The organism is Corynebacterium sp. 045007 (genome assembly GCF_040743205.1).
Lineage (GTDB): Bacteria > Actinomycetota > Actinomycetes > Mycobacteriales > Mycobacteriaceae > Corynebacterium > Corynebacterium jeikeium_D.
Genome location: NZ_JBFLKW010000004.1, coordinates 87,956 through 106,454, shown reverse-complemented (window position 1 = coordinate 106,454; position 18,499 = coordinate 87,956). Strand labels below are relative to the sequence as shown.

Below are 18,499 nucleotides of genomic sequence, written 5' to 3'. Positions count from 1 at the left end.
CTACTCCTGGATGTAGATAGTGTCCGAACGCGAACCAGTACCACGGGCGATAGTGCGGTAGGTAGTGGATGTGACCGCTGTGGACTCCAACGCCGCCACACGCGCCGCAAGCGCATCCAACTGCGCCTTCGTCACCGCGTCCTTCGGCCCCACCGCATCACCAACACGCATCGTGCCCGTTCCAGTACGCAACGCCACCGTCAACGGAGTCGGATTGTAGTCAAACTCATATTTCGGGAGAATCCCGTCCACATACGCCTTCGTGGTCGCGTCATCGTCAGCCTGTGGAGTCGCCGTCTTCACCTGCCCGCCCTCCGTGCGCTGCACCAGAGAACCAGCGGTCACAGACTCCGATACCGGCTGTTTGTCCAGCTTGTCAGCCAACCCCGGCACCGTCGGTGCGTCCCACGTACCCGACAGGTCACCGGCAAGCTGCACGCCACCCGCAACCTGCGAAGTAGCGCGCGGAACCGTCGTGAGCGCGTTATCAGCCCGCGTCAACGACTCCCGCACCGGCTGCGACAGTGCTTCACGCGGCCAGCCGTCCTCCGGCGCGCCGACCTGCGCCGACTCCGCAGCCTGCAACGCCGCGTCCCTAGCTTCCTCAGCCCCAAGACGCGCACCACCAGCAGCGTCCGCCGCATTCCGCGCCGACTCCGCCGAACCAGCAGCAGCATCACGAGCCGACCCCGCCGCCTGCGCCGCCGACTCCGCACGCACACGATCAGCCTCAACACGGCCAGCAACCGTAGCCACCGCAGACTGAGACACACCAGCACGCTCCGCGAACCCCTGCGCAGCAGACGCCGACCCCGCAGCATTCTGCTCCGACAGGGCCGCAGCCTGAGCAAACCCCGCAAGCTCCGCGCGAGCCTGGTCAGCAGCGGTAGTCGCGGCCTTACCCGCTGCCGCTTCCGCCCGGTCAGCGTCCTCCTTCGCGGAGGTGGCAGAACCAGCAGCACCCTCAGCCGAAGATGCAGCAGTGTCACGCGCCTGCTCGGCACGCACAGCCGCCGACTCCGCCCGCTCCGTCAAGTCCGTGAACTCGCCGCGCACCAGCGCCAGAGAACCATCCACAACGCGCTGCACCGACGCTTGCGCCTGCACAGCCTCATCCCTAGCGCGCTCAGCACCAGACTCAAACCCCGACGCACGCTGAGCAGACAACTCCGCCTGAGCAGCCGCAGCCTTCGCAGCATTCACCACCGCATTCGACGGCTGATACTCCTCCGAGTTCTCAATCATGTCCGCCAGCGACACAGTGCCCGACTCCGGCAGGTCAAACGTCCACGGCTCAAAAACACCCGGCGCCACAAGCTCAACAGTTGTCCTGCCCGGGTCAAGCTCACCCGTCCTAAACCGGCCAGCCACCAGCGGGTAATCCCGCCGCTCCCTGGTCACAATCCCCGACGTGCCAGTCGCACGCCGCGTCACGGTCGAGAAAACCGTGATAGTGCCATCCGTCGGCTTCAAACCAACATCCTTAATGTCTCCGATCAAGATCGTCATGGGGATACCTCCATATCCGGATTAGTAGGTTCAGGAATCACCGCATCCTCATTCGGAACAGTCACTTCACCAGAGTTATCCAGACGCGAATCCTGCTTTACAACCGTCAACGCCGAAAACTCCGTACCACCGAGCCACCAACGCCAACGAGAAGACCAACACCTCACATCAATCCAATAACCCGGCTCAGGAACCACAACCGTCCGAATAATGACCAGCGAGTCTTCAAACTTTCCTGAAACAGAAGCAGTGGTGTGCTTCGAAAACTCCCGCCCATCCGGCGCGTAAACACGCAGCGTGACAGAAGAACCGTCCGTTTCACCAGGACCCGGAAGCCAACCAGTCTGGTCACACTTAGCCTGAACAAACACCAGCCATGCACCTGGCTCATCCAACACAATTCCCTGCCGAACGCGGTCAATATGAGCCCCCTTATGCGGACCAATCTGCTTATCAAACGGCAGGCGCCGCACTCGCTCACTACCACTCGACCCCCGAGACGTAATATTGAGCGACTGATACGCAGAGCAATATCCACGCAATCCATCGAGCAGGTCTACCCGACTTGTCAGCTTCAACTGCCCATCCTGGAAAGCAGCCGAGACATCCTCCCACCCTTGTGGCTTCTTACCGCTGAAAATATCAAGCAAAGGTTTCATCACCATAGATCGCAACCCCTGCAGAAACCCATTGCGGGCTTCCTCTGCCGCTGCAGTGATACCAGTCAGCTGCCCCCAATTGATGGAGTCGCCATTGATGTTCTGCAGCTTCCCCAGGTCACCGGGGCGCATAGCACCGGCTGGGACTCCATAGTCTTTCGGTTCTGGCGTCGTCATTGTCCCTCCTCATGCAGTTTCTTGCGGAGCGCTGTTTTCTGCTCGGGTGTCAACGCCGCCATAATCACGTCGATGTCACCCGCCGACTTCGACACCACGTCCTCCGGTGGCACGCCAGGCTCATCGGCCGGCAACCACAAACCGGCCTGGCCCTGCCACCAACCAGCCCCATCAAACGGAGGCTTATAAAACTCCATCTGCAGCTCCGGATGATGGCGAAACCCGCGGCGCCAAAAAATCTGCGACAGCTCAGCGGCCGTTTCCTCCGGAACCCCGAAATCTCCCTTACCAGTAGTGAGCTTCACCCACGCCCACAGCATGAACTGTGTCGGGTCATCCTTGTCATAGGTTGTTTCCAGTGTTGGCAAACTCATTTACAGCCACCCATGTTTCTTAAAACTCGACGTCACAGTATTAATTTGGTCAACCGCCCACTCGACCGGGTCACGCAACGGTGGAACACCCAACGTTGCCGTCCACTCCTTCGGAGTATCCGCATCCCACTCAAGACGAAGCTTGCGGCACTGCAGTACCTGCACGTACCCGTCATCTGCTCCCGGCTCCTCACAGCCAATACGGTCACCAATCGTCCAATGACCAAAGCCCGGCGCGCCGATGAGATATGGTGCGCCGTCGCCGATGTTGACTTCGAATGCCCACTGTTCGTTGGTGTCGCGGAACTCGTTCCTCATCGCCAACAGCGCCGAGAGCGTGTAGGCCTGCCCGGAGTGGTGGATGACGTTTTCTGGAAAGTGCGCCCAACCGAGCTTCTTCGAGCGGAGCGGAGATTTGATACTCATCCACGCCAAGAGCCGGTCTTCGAACCAGGGGCGGATGATTGATTCGACAACGGAACCAAGCGCTGGCTGGAGGATGAATGAGCCCATGATGTTGAAGATCAGTTTGATGTTCGCGCTAATGAGCTCATTGACACCTGGGGCGGATTTACCGCCGACCGTGACCTGCGCGACCGAGGCGGGTTTGTAGCTTGCTGACACGCTGTTGACGGTGCTGGTCTTGCCGTTAGTGCGGTAGACGACCCAGGGTTGTTCTGGGGCGACGCCCAGGAACCCGGAGACGCTGTACTGCGGGGCTCGGCGTGGTTTATCCAGGATGATGCGGGTTTCATCGACGAGGTTATCGGCGATTTCCAGGCCAGTGCGGACGAGACCGGAACCAATTTTGCCGAAAGTGGAGGTTTGCCCGTACCAGCCGGACTTGTCAACGATGTCGACGACGATTTGGCCGTTGCGTTTCAACCCAGCGCCCGGCCACGGCTGCGGGTCACCTATCAGCCACCGGCGGCACGTTACCATCAGCCCGCAGTCTTCCAAGATTGGTTTAGCCACGTCGTGGAAGTTTTCGAACTCAGAGTGGATGTACCGCAGCGGGCTAGTGTCCGTGGTGAGCAGTGAGGGCTTAACCACCATCTGCCAGCGTTTATAGTCCAATGTCGCCAACCAGGACTCCGGGTCGAGAGGGTCATCCGGGAGCTGCCAGAGCGACCCGTTGAGCCGAAGAAGATTGGCGAAAAGCGTGACCTTTAGCCCCCAGATTGCGTTTGCAAAAAGCGACCACGCATTAGGAATCTGCAGCGCTGGTGGGGAAAGCGGATTCGCCCAGCACGGAAGGTGCTTAAACATCTCATAATCGTGGACAAAGTCGACGGTGACGGTTCGGGCGAGGTCTTCGTCTTGCGTGAGGGTGCAGTTGCTCATTAGCCCGCCCCATCGCTCCCCCGCGGCGTCGATGGTTAGCACCACGTTTTGTTTTTCACGTTTGCGGCGCTCCCAGCAGAACTTCGCCAGATGATGGTCAAACGGGAGAACGAGCTGCGCCGGGGCTGTCTCATTGACCTCGATCTCGAAAAAGCCCGCGTACTCGGCGGCCACCACACCGCGAAGCACCATGCCGACCGTTTTGTTTTCCCAAATCCGGATAAGCGGCGGCTCGTCACGGCGACGACGCCGTTCTTCCCGCGCGGCGATAGCCTGCTCGTAAATATCGTCGAGTTGCTCATCCGATGCGCCTTGTACGGTCACAGCCATGGTGATTGCCACCTCCTTGGGATTCTGATTTCCGCAGTCGCACCGGCGATGTTGGCGAAGGAACCGTACGTCTGGCGGATTCCGTAGGCAATCATGTCGCCGGTGAAATCTGCAATGAGATCGTCAGAAAGAATCGGCACCCAGTCAGGGACGTTTCCCTTCATCCATTCGGAAATCTTCTTCCCGATTTCCTCCGGCGTGATTGCCAAGAATTTATCCAGGCCGATTGCCTTCACTAGCTCGCGGAGCTTTTGGGCAATCCACATGCGCCACTGGTACGGCAGCGGAATATCGAGCAGCGGGAACGGGTCAACATAGACCGGCAGTCTGGTATCCGGGGTTCCTGGCGGGATTGGGTGCTTGAAAAACTGGCCATTCAAATCAGCCCACGCCTGGGTGTTGTCGTTGGCCACGACCATCTCCGCACCTGGGTTAGTGTCGACCAGCATGGTGCGGCCGACGGGTTGCCAGGGCATGAAAATCATGCGGTCAGTGTCAAAAGCCTCACCGATAGGCTGGTCTGGAAGACCAAACTTCGCCGGCGATGTCAGCACCCACTGCGGCCACGACTCAACATCGCCATGATTGTTGACGGTGATGCCGTCGCCCGCCCAGTTCGAGCCGTTGAATACGAACTTGTGCCGAAATGGCACCGGCTCGTAATAAAACGGGTCGTGGGCGATAACGACCAGTTGGTACGACGCAGCCGCCAGCGAAAAAGGGTCACGATTATCCAAATACTTCGGGCCCTCTTCCAGGCGGACTGTCAGGAGCCGCTTGCCGGACATGGGGGTTGTGACAGCCAGCTTCGTGTCCTTATCCGGGGCGAAAGCGCGCATGAACCGTGACTTGTCATGCGCCCAATCCTCGCCGAAAAAGTCCACATTCAACACAACATGGCGCTCCATGGTTTTCGAACCCACATAGCTGCTGCCTGGCTGGCCAACCCTGGCTTTATGCACCGTCTTAATCGGCGGCTCATAAAACTCACCCATGTCGCCCTCCATCAGGCGAACACTCCGACCCCATGACTCCGGGCCATGGATAGGCCACATACTGCCGTCACAGCCCATCACAGTCAGGCCGAACTCCCGAATGTCATCCATTAATGCACTCCAATCTTTCCGGCCGATGCCTTGGCCTGCTCCACGCGGTACTTCGCGAAAATGCCGTCGGTGTCATTGGCAATGAAGTTGTTGACCACGGCGGCACCATCAGGGCTAACTGCAGACATCGCTGGCCCCAGATGCTCTTGGGCGATAGCTAGTGGCGCATCCAGGCCGGTTTGCTGCGCCATGTATCCGACCGGGTTTTCCACGATCTGCTTCATGTCCTGGAACGGCAGAAGCACGCTTCCGAAAATGTCCTTCGAGTACTCTTCGAACGCGTTCGTCACGCCCCATGCGACTTCGCCGGAGTACCACGCGGCCAGGTCGGTCATTGCCCCGCCAGCTGCTCCGACAACGTCACCGGGGGTCATAGGCATGACTTGCCCCAGCATGGCTCCCAGCGGTGCTGCGGCCATACCGGCTGCCGCGCCACCTGCTGGGCCAAGCGCCCCGGTTACTGGTGCGGTGGCAGAACCCACCAGCGCGCCGATGGTCGGCGTGCCCGCCATGCCGAGCGCTGACATGCCTGCGGAGAACGCGGAGTCTGTCAGCCCTGAGGCCGCAGACGTCGCCAGGTTTCCGGCGAAACTGACCGCCGAGGATGTAACGAGCTTCGCCGCGTCCGCCCAACTGTTTTGAGCCATGACCATCGGCAGCGCCTCGTTGACCATGTTCTCTAACGAGCCAGTCGCCTTCTCTGGTTGTGTCTTCTCCGGCTCCTGGCCTGTTACCGTCGCCGCGTCCTGTGGCTGCTCCGCTGGCTGCGGTGGCTGGCCCTGCGGCTGGGTATCTTGCATCGCAGGAATCTGGTTGTACACCGGTCCTCAAACGCCTTCGTCTGCTCCGGCGAAAGCACACGCTCCGGCTTGATGGTGTTCTTCAACATATGACCAACACCGGTGGCGCGACCACCAGAGTCATACCAATTGTTGGCACGCCAAAACTCGGCAGCAGCAACAGGTGTGCCGTACCGGTCCTGGATATACCGGGCACCCGCTTCACCCTGCTTTTCCGGGTCAGGTGACCTATCCGGCAGGTACTGCTGCAGTGTGCCCGACGCCGGGTTCAGCTGGAAAAGACCAAACGCACCCGATGACGGGTTCACCGCATTCGGGTCCCAATTCGACTCATGCTCGACAATGAAATCAATCGAGTCGAACTGCTCACCGGTATCCCAACCAAACGCCTTCAGGGACTTCTTGACTGCGGCCTTAACCGCATCCACACCCGAAAGTTTCTCTTCCGGCTGTTCTGCCTCCTCCCCTTGCACATCCGGAGATTCGACCGCAGAATCGACTGCTTCCTCGAGGCTGCCCTCATCGATTACCGAACCGTCAGCGCCCGGCGCGGCCTGCTGGCCCTCCGGCACTGCTTCGGTTGTTTTCCCGGCTTCGACAATGGCGTCGTCGTTTTTGCGGTAGTTGAGGAGCTTTTCAGCTCCACCGTTGACTGCCTGGAACCAGACACTGCCGAGTTTGAAAATCGGCGGTATCTGGTCAGGGAACCCAGTGATCTGCAGAGCGTCACCGATATGGCCGGAGACGAAAGCCGCCACGACGCTGCCGGCGTAGCCGGACAGTGAGTCGCCACTAGGTGGGGTGGCCTGCAGCGAGTCTGCGGACGCAGATGCAGCCGGAGACAGTGGTGCGACGTCAGGGTCGGACTCAAACGATGACGCTGTTGCTGATGGCGTCGGCTCATCGTCTGTGTGCGTTTCGCCTGTGTGCGTTTCGTCCAGCGCTTCCGCTGCGCTAGATGCGGCTGGTGCGCCGCTTCCAGCTGGAATCCACGCATGGTGCGTGTACTGCGGATGATTGAACCCTGCTGCTGCGGGGCCAACCTTGCCGCCACCCGGCCCACCGCCCATCTCCACGTTGGTGCCGTCCGGCAACGTGCCACTCGTATGGCCAAACTGGCCGCCACCGTTGTCGTACCAGCCCATACGGAAACTACCTGCAGGACCAATACCGATGTTCGCGCCGTGCTGCTGCAACCACGCGAGCTGCGTGCTGGTGGAGAACTTGCGCGGCCACGGGTCCATGCCAAGACCGAACGCTGCCAGAATTCCCTGCGTGTAGGAGCAGTCACCCCACGCGCCACGACGATTCGGGAAGTTCTCATACGGCGCGCCGTCGAGTGGCCGCTCGGCCTGCACTCCACGAACCATCTTGCCGTCGACCAACGCGCGGTATTCCTGCGCGGTTGGTGGGGTTTCGGCGTGAATGATGTCGTCGAAAACTCCACCGTCGGCGTAGCCCGGCAACTTCGGGAAAGTCCCGTTGTTGATCTGCTGCAGTTCCTTGTCGTATTTCGCGGAACTGCGTCGGTTAATGATCCACTCGCCAGCGTCAAGACGAGCCGCGGGCATGCCATACGAGTCGTAGGCCAGGAACCCATCGACTTCGTTGGTGCCTGGCCCTGCAGTGGGAAGTCGGTACCCGTCATGCGGCCGGTCCTTGGTGGACAGTGCATCGCGGTATGTGCCGCCGTGCGCGAACCGTGGATAGCGCCCACCTCGAGCGAAGCGACCACCATGACGATTGCCGGACTTGTGGTCGCGGCGAAACACGTCAATGAAGATGGTCTTGCTGACCAGCTTTCCTAAGAGGTCCTTGACGCCACCGAGCTTTGTCATTGCGTCACTGGTCTTAGCGGTGACCTTCGGCTCGGTCTTCTTGTCATTGAGCTCCTGCAGCCTGCGCTTCGCGTCCGCAGCCTTGGTATCCAGCTGGTCCTTAGTCAGGTCAGCCAGCGGCGTTGGACGCTTCGAGTCCAGGTCGAAAATCTGGGCAAGCGCAATCTGCTGCTCCGCACTCAAATCCTCGATGTTAAGGTTTGCGGCCGGAGTCGGACGCTGACCATCGAGCAGACCAACCTTATTCAACGCATCAATATGTTGAGCGTTCAGGCCGTCGATGTTCATGCTGGCCCACGGCATCGGACGCTTCAAATCCAGCGTAGCCAGCTGCGCGATTGCAAACTCATTCGTTGCAAACAGCGGCATGGCGTCGAGGTCCGCCTTCGGGCGAGCAGTCTTACCATTCAGATTTTCAATAGTTGTATTAACCGTGCCGGTCTTGGTGTCCAGCAGAATCGTGTCGAGGTCAACCTTGGGGTTAGCCGACATGGTCGACAGCCACTCCAAGTCACCACGGGCGATTTCACCGTCGCGACGGAACTCATCCATAATGAGGTGCGCCGTCGGATTCGTGGTCGACACGTCCAGCTGGTCGAGAATCGACCGAGCCTCAGCCGAGGACACCTTCACCTGGTCGGTGTTGAGGAACGCGTCCATCTGGGCGGTTTTACCGTCCATGTCCGGCATTCCGTGGTTGACCCACCAGTCGTAGCGGGCAACTGCCTGCTCGTCCTTGGCGGTGATGGTGACCTCGCCGGTCTGCTCGTTGATGCCAGAGACTTTCAAGCCAAATGAGTCAAGCTTTTTGCGGGCGCCCTCGTCCTTGACGATCATCTTTGTCTCGAGAGACTTGCCGTCCAGCTCCTGGAACTTCGCAGCTACCGACGCGAGCTCCATCTTCGCCCCGTCGGCCTTGAGATCCACAATCGTTTGAATCTGCTCCGGCGTCATCCCGTAGGCCTTGAGGAGTTTCTGGAACTCGTCTTTAGTCAACCCCAGTGATTCCTGCAGGGTCGACAATGCACCGGAGGACTGCGCCCACACATCCTTGATGTCATTGCCAGCAGCAACGCTATCTCGCATGGTGTTACCAAGGGTTTCCAGCTCATTGTGAGCCGCAGCGCCCGCTGTTGTCGTCGTATCCAGAAGACCGTTTGCCTTCATGGTGGCACCAGCAAACGTTTCCATCTTGCCGGAGACCTGGTCCACAACCTTCGTCAGTTCCGCCGACGCGTCAGCGGCCGACAGTTCCACGCCAGCAAGCTCCATGAACGCACGATTCAGCTTGTTAGCGCGGTCGCCTGCGTCACCCGTCTTGCCAGCAAGTTCCTCAATCGTCGCGGCAGCATTCGCAGCAGCCGGCCCCACACGATCGAGTGAACCCTGCGCGCGGTTGTACTCATCACGCAGTTTCTGCATCTGTGCGGCAGCGTCAGCGCCACCCTCACCAGACTCAATCAGCTTCCGTTTGAAGGCCTCAAACTGGGCAGACGAACCCGTCAACTGCTGGGCAAGCTCCTCATTAGACAGGCCAAGCCGCTTAATAGCCTCCGCTGCGCGGCCAGCCGAATCCGAAGAATCGCGCCACTGTTCATCAGCGAACTTTGTCTCCTGGGAAATCGTTCCCATGGCCTTACCGATGTTGTGCCCCGCCTCGTTCACGGCGATGCCGACGCGGGACATCCAGCCCGGGCCGTTGCTGGCCAGCTGCTCCAGATGCGACTGCACATCCTGAACACTGCTGCCCATTGCAGCGACAACGTCACCGCCAGAAGCCATGGCGCTGAACATGTCACGGAACGCACTGGACGCAAGCGTGGCGGAGCGGGCAGACTCATCTTGGAAACGGTTGTACTTCTGGGTCTCCGCGATAAGCGTCGTCACGACTGCAGTGCCGGCGGCCAACGCGGCACCCCACGGGCCACCAAACAGGTTGATGATGCCCTTGGCTCCGGCCTTCATGGTCTGCAGACCGGCGCCAGCGATACCACCGGCTACAGAGCCGAACCGCTGCAGGCTAGCCGCGGCCGTGTGGCCTACAGACTGCGCCATGTAGTCGATAGTGGTGAAAGCGTCCTTAGACCACATGGCGTTAATACGCGCCTCAACAGCGGCGGTCTTATGCGCCTTAGCCATCTTCAGCAGCGACACCGAGCCACGCTCATAGCCGCGCGCCATGTTCTGAATCGCTACATTCGAGGATGTGCCGAGATACTGCAGCTGCGCCTCAAACTTGGTGATTTCCTGCCCACTAGCACGGTAGTAGGCCTGGATATCCTTAACGCCCTGCTGCATCGACGAGCGGGACTCAGACATAGCGGTCTTCTGCTTCGTCACCGCGTCAGTGACCTTGCCGACCACACCCGGTAGCGTCTTAAAGCCCGCCCAGGCTGCCACAGCTGCAGTCACGGCTGCTGGGTGCGACTCCATGAACGACGAAATCGCCTCTAGCGGCGGGGTCAACGTCTTAGCCGCGACAGCAGTAGTCTGCAGCGCAGTCAAGAACAGGTTCCAGGTACCAACGCCGAGCGCGCCGGCAGCCTGCGCGGCAGACGTACCAATGCTCACCAGCGACGGCGCAAGGCCCTTGCCTGCCTCCCACAGCTGACGGAACACCTCAGTCGTGCGGGCAACAGTCGCAGTATGCATGAATGCTTGAAACGTATCCACCGCCGAACTGGCGAGATTCTGCAGCCCGGTCACCACAGTCGACGTCAGATAGTTATCGAACGTTTCCATGACCGGCTTAGCGCGCGCGTTCATCGCATCAAGAGCGTCTGTGACGCCCTTGAAACCGCCGGCGGCCTGGTTGAAAAATGGTCCTGCGATAGTGGCGCCGAGCCTGCCGGCCGCAGCGCCCATGTTGCGGAACGCGCCCTCGACGGTATTACCCGCTTCAAGTGCCGCGCCGCCCATGCCACGCTCCATAGCGTTCTGGAACGTCGCGAAATCAATCTGCCCCTTTGAGACCATGTCGCTGATCTCTGCAGAGGTCTTACCAAGTTCTTCCCCGAGGAGTTGCAGGACAGGAACGCCGCGGGAAAGCAACTGCATCATGTCATCGCCCTGCAGTTTGCCGCGGGCTGCGACGGAGTTGAAAATCTGGCCCATCTCACCCATCGACGCACCGGCGATGGTGGCGGTGTCGCCAACGATCTTCAGGGTGCGCTCGAGTTCCTGGCCAGGTTTAATACCGGCTGCGACAGCGCCTGCGGCAGCGGTGGCGGCTTCTTCAAGCCCAAAGCTGGTGCCCTTCACCGACGCCAGCGCGTTGTCCATGATGGACCCCACAGACGACGCAGAATGGCCGAGGCCGCGGAGCTTGGCTTCCGCCTGCTCGATACCGTTCAACCGGCCAACGCCCTTGGTAAGCCCGGCGCCAAGCGCCGCACCGGCTGCCACACCGACACCGACAGCGGATTTCTTCAGGGCACTGCCCATGCCGGAGGACAGCTTCTGGCCCATCGATTCGCCCGACTTCGACGCGGACTTTTCTGCCCCACCCATCGCCTTGTTGATACCCGGGGCGATTTTGCTGGTCTCCGGGATGATGGAGATATAGGCAGCTGCGATTTCGACGGCCATGGCGTCCTCCTAGGGCTTGTTTTGCCGCTGGAGTTTCCTCCGGCGTGCGAGTTCGGCGCGGGTATTTTGCAGTTCGGCAGCATTCTTCGGGCCATTCCTGGCGCGTCGTTGCCGCTCGACAGCTTCTTTCAGCTGGTCGATAACTGGGCGTGGCTTCGGCGCGGTCTTCCTACGCGCTCGTTGCCAGTTCGCCCATGCCAGCGTGTCGATGGTGTTCATCAACAGCTGGTTTTTCGGCGCCTTGTACTCCGCTAGCGGGTCATCAAGACGCCTTACCGCGCTGCCTTCCGGCGCCCATGCGAGAAACGCTTTCAGCTCAGCCCACGACAATGCTGGGCTTCCGAGCTGGTGAATAGAGCGCCCTTTCTCAATGAGGTCGTACGTCAGCGCGGTTTTAAACCCTGGTCGGTGTAGAAGCCCGGCCAGGACTAGGATTCCCCCAGCGGGACATCAGTGAGTCGATTCCACTCATTCCACAGCTGGACCTTTTCACCGAAAACTAGGTTGTCAACGAACCACTTGGCGTCGTCGATACCCAGCTCGGTGATGAAGAAGTCGAACGCTTCGCTGACTGGTCGGCGGCCGTCTTCCAGGAGCTTGTCGTCCGGGTTGTCCTTAAACCACTTAGCGAACGTCGCGTAGGTCTCATCGTCGATGAACTCCATGCGCGGCACAGAGAACGTCTTCGACTTGCCGTCCTTGGTCGGGATTTCACACGTGAACTGAGTACGGGCGTCCCATGCTGGTACGAATTCGAAAGCCATGAGGGGTCTCCTTAATAAGAGTTAGGAAAAATTTGGAGGGGTTACATGAGGGGTTGGTGGGGTCACCCCAGGCCGTCGTCAGCTGAACCCCTCATGAAAAGCTGACGACACACAGTGGCCTGGGGTGAGAGCGACGGTTAGGACTCCGTCGGGTTGATCTTGAGGGTGAGGGTGCGCTGCGCGGTGGCGCCAGCACCGTCGGAGACACGGACGGTGAAGGACTCCTCACCGGAGCCGGTCGGGGTTCCCGAGAGCTTGCCGTTCTCAGCGAGAGTCAGGCCTGCCGGCAGGGAGCCGACTGCGGTGAACTTGTAGTTACCGTCACCGCCGGATGCCTGCAGGGTGGCGGTGTACGACTTGCCCTGGGTTGCCGGGGAAATCACAGCGGTGGTGATACCGAACTGTGCTACCTCACCGTCGGCGGTGCTGATCGAGTAGTACTCGTACATCACGTTGCCGGCGGCATCTGGGAAGCACTTGGTGGTGACCTCGTACATCACGATGTCCTGGTGAGTGTTCTGAATATCGCCTAGGTTGACGACCTGGCCAATCGGGATGACCTGGCGCTTGGTGCCCTGGTCGGTCAGGTGCTCAGCAACAAAGACGGAGCGCGGCAGCTTCTTCTTGTTGTGCAGAACCTTGAAGCCCTCGCTCGTCTCCTGGACGTTGTCATCGCCGAAGACGGTCTTGAGTACGTCGATGTTGGCGGACTCGTAGAGCGTGGCGGTGAGCTCCTGGCCGTAGTCGGTCTGCAGGGTGTAGGCGATGTCGCCGCCGTAGGACTTCTTGTCCTCGGTATCACGGGTGATGGCCTGGGTCAGGCCGTCCTCGCCGACGATGCCGAGATCAGCGAATGCCGGGTCAAGCTCGGACATGGTGTCTTCCGGCAGGGCGGTGTTCAGCGGTGCGCGGAACAGCACACCGTTCTTGCCGGGGTTGGTTGACGTGATGTTGTTGACGTTTGCCATTTTTGCCTCCTTGGGGCATGAGAAAAGCCCCACGCGACGCGCAGGGCTTAAGTAAACGAATCGTTGGTTACTGGTTAGTCAGCAGCGATATGAGGAGCTGGCCGGAATACTGAAACCGCACCAGGTTTTCCCGATCAGGGTCGAGGAACCGCTGTGGCGCAGCGTATTCCCGCCACCCGCGCAACCTGTGGCCGGAAAGGCGCATGCCCTTCCATGACTCATCGCGGAGCGCCTGGCGAATCAGCCCGGCGACCTGCTCGGCTTCGTATTCCGTTTCTGCATAGACCTGGACCGACATCGTTGCCGCATCGGTGATACGGTTCGGCGTCGCCCCTCCAACCCGCGTGACCACGACATGCGGGAACTTCGGCTGCCGCGGGTACCGAGTGCTCACTCGAATACCGCCGCAGATTCGGTGCAGCAGGTCGATAAACGCTTTTTGGGCTTGTGGGTCAGCTTCCCGCATTGATGTTCCTCAATAACGTGTTGTTCTTCGCGTTATCGCGAGCAGCCTTGTAGTTAGTCGTGATGACCGATGCGCGGTGACGAGACTTGCCCTCATAGGGGCTGGATTCGTACCCGTCGCCGCAGGCGTCAGCGATACGCGCGGCACGTGAGTCAACCTCTGCCGCCACTGCGGGCAGGCGACGAATCTCCTCAAATGCCTTGATGTTGTACTTGATTTTCATCTAGCCCTCCATTCGCTTACAGCGGCACTCGACCAGCCCCGGCGAAAACCACGGGTTGGATTCCCAGTTCCCCGGAGGGGCGGTCAACTCGTAGACCATTCCATCGACCTCGATACGGTCACGGTCAGTAATGCCAGCTTCCACAGGGGCGTAGACCACCGCATCAAACTCCGCGGCCTCAGGGTGCGACGCGGTGACTGCCGGTGTGCCGCCTTTTTGCACCGCAAACACCATGACCTTGTCCTTGGTGTAGCGATGAAGAGGGTTGCCATACGGGTCTTCTGCCCCGTCTTCGTGGCGGTGCACCGTCACAGGAATCGTGCAGGGAAATACGTCAGCTACCATCCGGTTGCCTCCATACTCACTGCCCTGTCAGCGCTGAAATCCTGCAACGCGGATTCCAGCATCTGCCGTTCCTGGCCGGAAAGGAACAAGTCTCCGTCCGGATTCCGCCACGAGGTGGACTGCGAGAACGACCCCGCAGTGGCTTGCTGCTGTGTGATACCGCCCCGGTCAGTGGCGGCCAAAGCTCGCTTCGCCATAGACACCGACACCAGCGCGAGAACCTTACGCAGATTCTCATCCGGGGTAGCCGGGATTTGCGGGTAGCTTGCCCGCAGCCATGCTTCCGCGTCTTCTAGGACAGCCTCGATGGCCTCATCTGTAACCGAAGCGGGGGCAGTCTGCCACCGCAGGCGAACATCCCTATAGGTGGCAAACATACGCTACCCCGCAGACAGGCCGTTGAGCTTCACCATGGCCAGCGGATCGGTGACACCGAACGCGACGGTCGCCCAGGTCTGAGACCAGGTCGTCTGAGTCGAGGCGTCACGCCACGTCTCAGTCGAGATTGGGGACTCGACACCCATGACGCCGACCATGCCAGCCTGCAGCACCAGACCCTCGCCCTTCTTCATGGCGTTGGTGGAGTGCAGAGTCAGGCCGAAGGTGCCCAGCATCTCCTGGTAGTTGGCGACACCAAGCAGCAGCTTCAGGTTCTTAGCGTCAACCGGGTTGAGCACCAGAGTGTCAGCACTGTAGCCAAGGTCAGTCTGCTCGATAGCAAGCTGAGCGTCCAGCAGGTTACTGATGACTTCGCCCTCGCCAGTCTTCGCGGTCTTCGCGGTTGCGGCGACCTCGGCGGCCTTATCCCAACCACCAGATGCGACGCTCAAGGTGCCGTCAATCTTGTCGATTGCCTCTGTCAGCGCCGAAATGCCGCGCTCGTCCAGATCCTTCACCATGGTGTTGGAGACCTGGGAAATCTTGCGCTGCAGCAGCATCGCATCATTGCGGATACGTGCCTCATCGGTGACACCGAACTTGCCACCGGTCTTCTGGACACGCGCGACAACCGGCTCACCATCAGGGGTGTGCAGCACCGGGAACTCAGAGCCCGGCGCGACAATGCCTGGCTTGTCGGTTGCGGTCGGTGTGTTCTTGACCAGCTGGTCGAACAGCAGCGCGCCGCCGGTGGTGGTGACGTTGCCGAAGATGACCTTCGACAGGAGGTCTCGCTCAACCAGCTGTGCCGCATAGTTGTCGATGCGGGTTGGTTCGTTGAGCATCATGTCGATGGTGATAGCCCCGTTTTCAACGTTGGGGCCGGAAAGCGGGAACATTGGGTCACGTGCCATTGTGTTTCCTCCTTAGTTCAGGGCGACCGTTACGGTGCCGTTAGCGGCCTTGGTGACAGCGATGCCGGCGACGGGGCCGTCGGTTGCCTTCTTCGCCTTGCCGCCAGCGGCTGTGGAGATCTTGTCTCCTGCGGCGATAGCGCCGGAGGCGACCAGCTCGTAAATACCGAGGCGGTAGATGGTGAAGTGTTCGCCGTTCTTGGCGTCGTGGGCTGCGACACCGAACGCATCTGCGTCGGCGGTAGCTGCCTTGACGACGGGGTTACGCCCTTCCATGTCGGCGGCGATGATGACGAAGGTGCCCTGGGCGATGTCGCCCTGGGCCTTGCCGGTGATGTTGGTTGCTGGGGTGAAATGCATCGGCGTGGAAGCCATTGCGTCCTCCAATCAGGTTGAAATGGAAAATGGCCAGCCGGGTTTAGACTGGCCATCCTGCAGGGAATGCGTTTGGTGGAGTTTCCGGCTCCGAGCGGACTGCGGCACCGAGCTGCTCCACCGGGGTGTTTGACGGTGGTCGGGTCTGTTCCTTCTGCATCGCTGCGAGCCGCTTGGCGCGGTCTTCGATTTCTTCTGGGCTGCCTGAGCCTAGAAGGTCGTGGTTTTCCTCGGCGATGCCGTAGCGGGCTGCCAGCCGAAGGCGGGTGTTTTCGGCCTCCAGGGCCTTGAATGCGTCTTCTTGGCTGGCTAGGCGCTCGGTGGCCTTTTGCAGTTCCGTCTTTTCCGCTTCCTGCTGGGTGCGCCAGCTCTCCGCGTCTGCTCGCAGTTCGTTGCGTTCGGTGCGGTAGCGTGCTGCTTCGCGTCGTGCTTCCTCGAGTTCCTTTCGGAAGTGCTCGGGCACGGGCTGCGCATCAGTATTGGCCGGTTCCTCCTGGGCTCCGGTGTGCGCCACCTGCTCGGCGCTGGCTTCGGTGGCGGTGTTTTCCTCCGACATGAGTTACCTCCTGGGTAAATCTGTTTTCGGGCATAAGAAAACCCCGCCACCACTTCTTGTGGTGCGGGGTAGTGCCATGGCGGGGACTCGCACTCCCGCAAATGTGGCTACTCCATGGCTATTTAGCAGTACTTAAAGTTCACCGTATTAGCGGTATTTTCAAATACATAAGTGTTTAATTCAGACCATTACTTGTATTGTTTTCCCATACGATATGGCCGCCACTGGCTCTCGCAATAACTTCTGCCGAATCAGGTGCTCGTAATACGGCTTTATCATCAAAAGCTGTAGCCACATATTTAAAAAGTCGTGAAGCTGCCCCTTTGTCTGACTGCTCATACACATCGACCACGGTTTCATACTCGTCGATATCCGGCTTCAAATCCCAGAAAGCAGTGACGTAGGCCCCGCCTGGAGTTCCAAACCGAAATGTCAAGTCATCATCTTCATCAACAGAAAGAGCGGTGCACTCTCCGACTTGCTTGAAGAGATTAATTACGTCTCTAATTCCTGCATCAGATTCAAAAGAAGTACTGTCAGCCACGAGTTTTCTTCACCACCTTCCGATCACGAGTGATAATAGTTACCTGCTTAACTCGAGTATACCGTGCCATCGCTCTATCTACCTGGAGAATTGCTTCGTCGACTGGAATGCTAGACCGATGGAGGTCAATAATTAGAGTCGCACTTTGTTTACTGCCGTTTCTCACCAATTGATAGATGGTTTCTTTACCACTTCCTTGTGGAGCTTTTATCTCTACCTTGATGCCGTCGATTATGCAGTCTGCAGTTTTACTAGTATTACTTCGCGGAATTAGCTCAACAACATGGCCCTGAGATACCAAAAAATTGTATGTTTTCGTCTCATGAGCAGCAGGCTTAACTCCGTTAAGACTTAACTTTCCCTGTCTTTGCGTTTCACTGGTTGCCCTCAACTTGACTTTCCCTGAGTGCACCGCCTTTTGCCACCGATTCCACTGATTATCGACAGGCCGCCCGTCCTCCCATGTTGCCTCCCGCCAGGCTGCTTGCAACCGATGAAACTCCTGCTCCCCCTCCCACGGCTGCCCCTCAATAACAAGAACCGCACGACAGTCACACCCATCGTGATACCGACGCCCATCAGCCCGGCGCGTGGCGGTGTCTTCGGAGTAGACGGGGCCGCGTGAGGCGAGCATTGCGCAGAAGGCGCAGGATTCTTGTCCTGTGAGTACTCGGGCGTAGCCGATTCGGCGTCCGATTGGGCGTTTGGTTGTTGCGTTGCGGACTCTTCCGAGGTGTGCGGTGTCTGCGACCGCTTGTCGTCCGGCGTTGAGGGTATGGCGCATAAGAGTGCGGGTCAGACGCGCACTCATCTGCTCGATGACTCGCTGGTGATTGGGAAATGCAAAGACCTGTACTGACTTCTTGATGAGTTCCTTTGTCTCATCGTCAACAAGCTCGAGGACGATGTTTGACGGCTCATCTCCGAACCCGGCAGCTCTAGCCAACGCGTCGTAGGTCGCGTGAGGGCCGTAGCCTTGGATACGTGCCGGGGCTACTTCTAAACCGAGCTGTGCCATGTCGCGCCCCATTTGCTCGACGTAGGCAAGATATGCCTCCTGCCGGTATTTCACAACGATGGGGTGCAACTCAACGGCGATGTCATAGACCGCGTCGGTATCCATGGGCACACCGAACTCATCAATCTTCGCTGCAACGTCGCGCTCTAGTCGGCGTTGGATATCACGGAGTTTCGCGTCCTGCGTTGGCATATATCTTCACCTCCTGCATGTCGATTGTTGT

The 18,499-nt window shown here is 59.4% G+C and carries 19 protein-coding genes; all 19 read right to left on the bottom strand.

From position 1 onward, the window contains the following. On the bottom strand, positions 1-1,509 hold the full coding sequence (locus AB1Z34_RS03690; RefSeq protein ID WP_367157917.1) for a hypothetical protein: 1,509 nt from the start codon (positions 1,507-1,509) through the stop codon (positions 1-3). Then, on the bottom strand, positions 1,506-2,345 hold the full coding sequence (locus AB1Z34_RS03685; protein ID WP_070437674.1) for a hypothetical protein: 840 nt from the start codon (positions 2,343-2,345) through the stop codon (positions 1,506-1,508). The genes AB1Z34_RS03690 and AB1Z34_RS03685 overlap by 4 nt, the downstream gene beginning before the upstream one ends. Then, positions 2,342-2,719 carry a DUF2744 domain-containing protein gene (locus tag AB1Z34_RS03680; protein WP_070437677.1) on the bottom strand — a complete coding sequence of 126 codons (378 nt, stop codon included), beginning with the start codon at positions 2,717-2,719 and terminating at the stop codon, positions 2,342-2,344. The genes AB1Z34_RS03685 and AB1Z34_RS03680 overlap by 4 nt, the downstream gene beginning before the upstream one ends. Then, positions 2,720-4,393: a phage tail protein gene (locus tag AB1Z34_RS03675; RefSeq protein ID WP_367157916.1), complete on the bottom strand. Its 1,674-nt coding sequence runs from the start codon at positions 4,391-4,393 to the stop codon at positions 2,720-2,722. Beyond that, positions 4,384-5,499: a hypothetical protein gene (locus tag AB1Z34_RS03670; protein WP_367157915.1), complete on the bottom strand. Its 1,116-nt coding sequence runs from the start codon at positions 5,497-5,499 to the stop codon at positions 4,384-4,386. The genes AB1Z34_RS03675 and AB1Z34_RS03670 overlap by 10 nt, the downstream gene beginning before the upstream one ends. Then, entirely contained in the window at positions 5,499-6,299 is an 801-nt protein-coding gene (locus AB1Z34_RS03665; RefSeq protein WP_367157914.1) for a hypothetical protein, read from the bottom strand. Before AB1Z34_RS03665 ends, AB1Z34_RS03670 begins: the two co-directional genes overlap by 1 nt. Beyond that, positions 6,230-11,725 (bottom strand): tape measure protein, encoded by a 5,496-nt coding sequence (locus tag AB1Z34_RS03660; protein WP_367157913.1) that lies wholly within the window; start codon positions 11,723-11,725, stop codon positions 6,230-6,232. The genes AB1Z34_RS03665 and AB1Z34_RS03660 overlap by 70 nt, the downstream gene beginning before the upstream one ends. A gap of 9 nt (positions 11,726-11,734) precedes the next feature. Then, positions 11,735-12,055 carry a hypothetical protein gene (locus AB1Z34_RS03655; protein ID WP_053412710.1) on the bottom strand — a complete coding sequence of 107 codons (321 nt, stop codon included), beginning with the start codon at positions 12,053-12,055 and terminating at the stop codon, positions 11,735-11,737. A gap of 98 nt (positions 12,056-12,153) precedes the next feature. Then, positions 12,154-12,489, bottom strand: a complete 336-nt coding sequence (locus AB1Z34_RS03650; protein WP_070437689.1) for a hypothetical protein — start codon at positions 12,487-12,489, stop codon at positions 12,154-12,156. A gap of 137 nt (positions 12,490-12,626) precedes the next feature. Further along, positions 12,627-13,457 (bottom strand): Ig domain-containing protein, encoded by an 831-nt coding sequence (locus AB1Z34_RS03645; RefSeq protein WP_070852168.1) that lies wholly within the window; start codon positions 13,455-13,457, stop codon positions 12,627-12,629. 67 nt (positions 13,458-13,524) lie between these two features. After that, on the bottom strand, positions 13,525-13,923 hold the full coding sequence (locus AB1Z34_RS03640; RefSeq protein ID WP_070834188.1) for a DUF3168 domain-containing protein: 399 nt from the start codon (positions 13,921-13,923) through the stop codon (positions 13,525-13,527). Beyond that, entirely contained in the window at positions 13,910-14,146 is a 237-nt protein-coding gene (locus AB1Z34_RS03635; RefSeq protein WP_053412714.1) for a hypothetical protein, read from the bottom strand. Before AB1Z34_RS03635 ends, AB1Z34_RS03640 begins: the two co-directional genes overlap by 14 nt. Further along, on the bottom strand, positions 14,147-14,491 hold the full coding sequence (locus AB1Z34_RS03630) for a hypothetical protein (RefSeq protein WP_070834189.1): 345 nt from the start codon (positions 14,489-14,491) through the stop codon (positions 14,147-14,149). It lies immediately after the preceding gene. Then, entirely contained in the window at positions 14,485-14,868 is a 384-nt protein-coding gene (locus tag AB1Z34_RS03625) for a Gp19/Gp15/Gp42 family protein (protein WP_070834190.1), read from the bottom strand. The genes AB1Z34_RS03630 and AB1Z34_RS03625 overlap by 7 nt, the downstream gene beginning before the upstream one ends. A gap of 3 nt (positions 14,869-14,871) precedes the next feature. Continuing rightward, positions 14,872-15,783, bottom strand: coding sequence for a major capsid protein (locus AB1Z34_RS03620; RefSeq protein ID WP_070834191.1), 912 nt, complete (start codon positions 15,781-15,783; stop codon positions 14,872-14,874). Positions 15,784-15,795: 12 nt separating this feature from the next. Continuing rightward, on the bottom strand, positions 15,796-16,158 hold the full coding sequence (locus tag AB1Z34_RS03615) for a DUF2190 family protein (protein WP_308608632.1): 363 nt from the start codon (positions 16,156-16,158) through the stop codon (positions 15,796-15,798). 43 nt (positions 16,159-16,201) lie between these two features. Next, positions 16,202-16,714: a hypothetical protein gene (locus AB1Z34_RS03610; protein ID WP_316145414.1), complete on the bottom strand. Its 513-nt coding sequence runs from the start codon at positions 16,712-16,714 to the stop codon at positions 16,202-16,204. A gap of 175 nt (positions 16,715-16,889) precedes the next feature. Further along, complete coding sequence (locus AB1Z34_RS03605) at positions 16,890-17,258, bottom strand: hypothetical protein (RefSeq protein ID WP_141739559.1); 369 nt, start codon at positions 17,256-17,258, stop codon at positions 16,890-16,892. Further along, positions 17,251-18,468: a hypothetical protein gene (locus AB1Z34_RS03600; RefSeq protein WP_367157912.1), complete on the bottom strand. Its 1,218-nt coding sequence runs from the start codon at positions 18,466-18,468 to the stop codon at positions 17,251-17,253. The genes AB1Z34_RS03605 and AB1Z34_RS03600 overlap by 8 nt, the downstream gene beginning before the upstream one ends. Positions 18,469-18,499 lie beyond the last annotated feature (31 nt).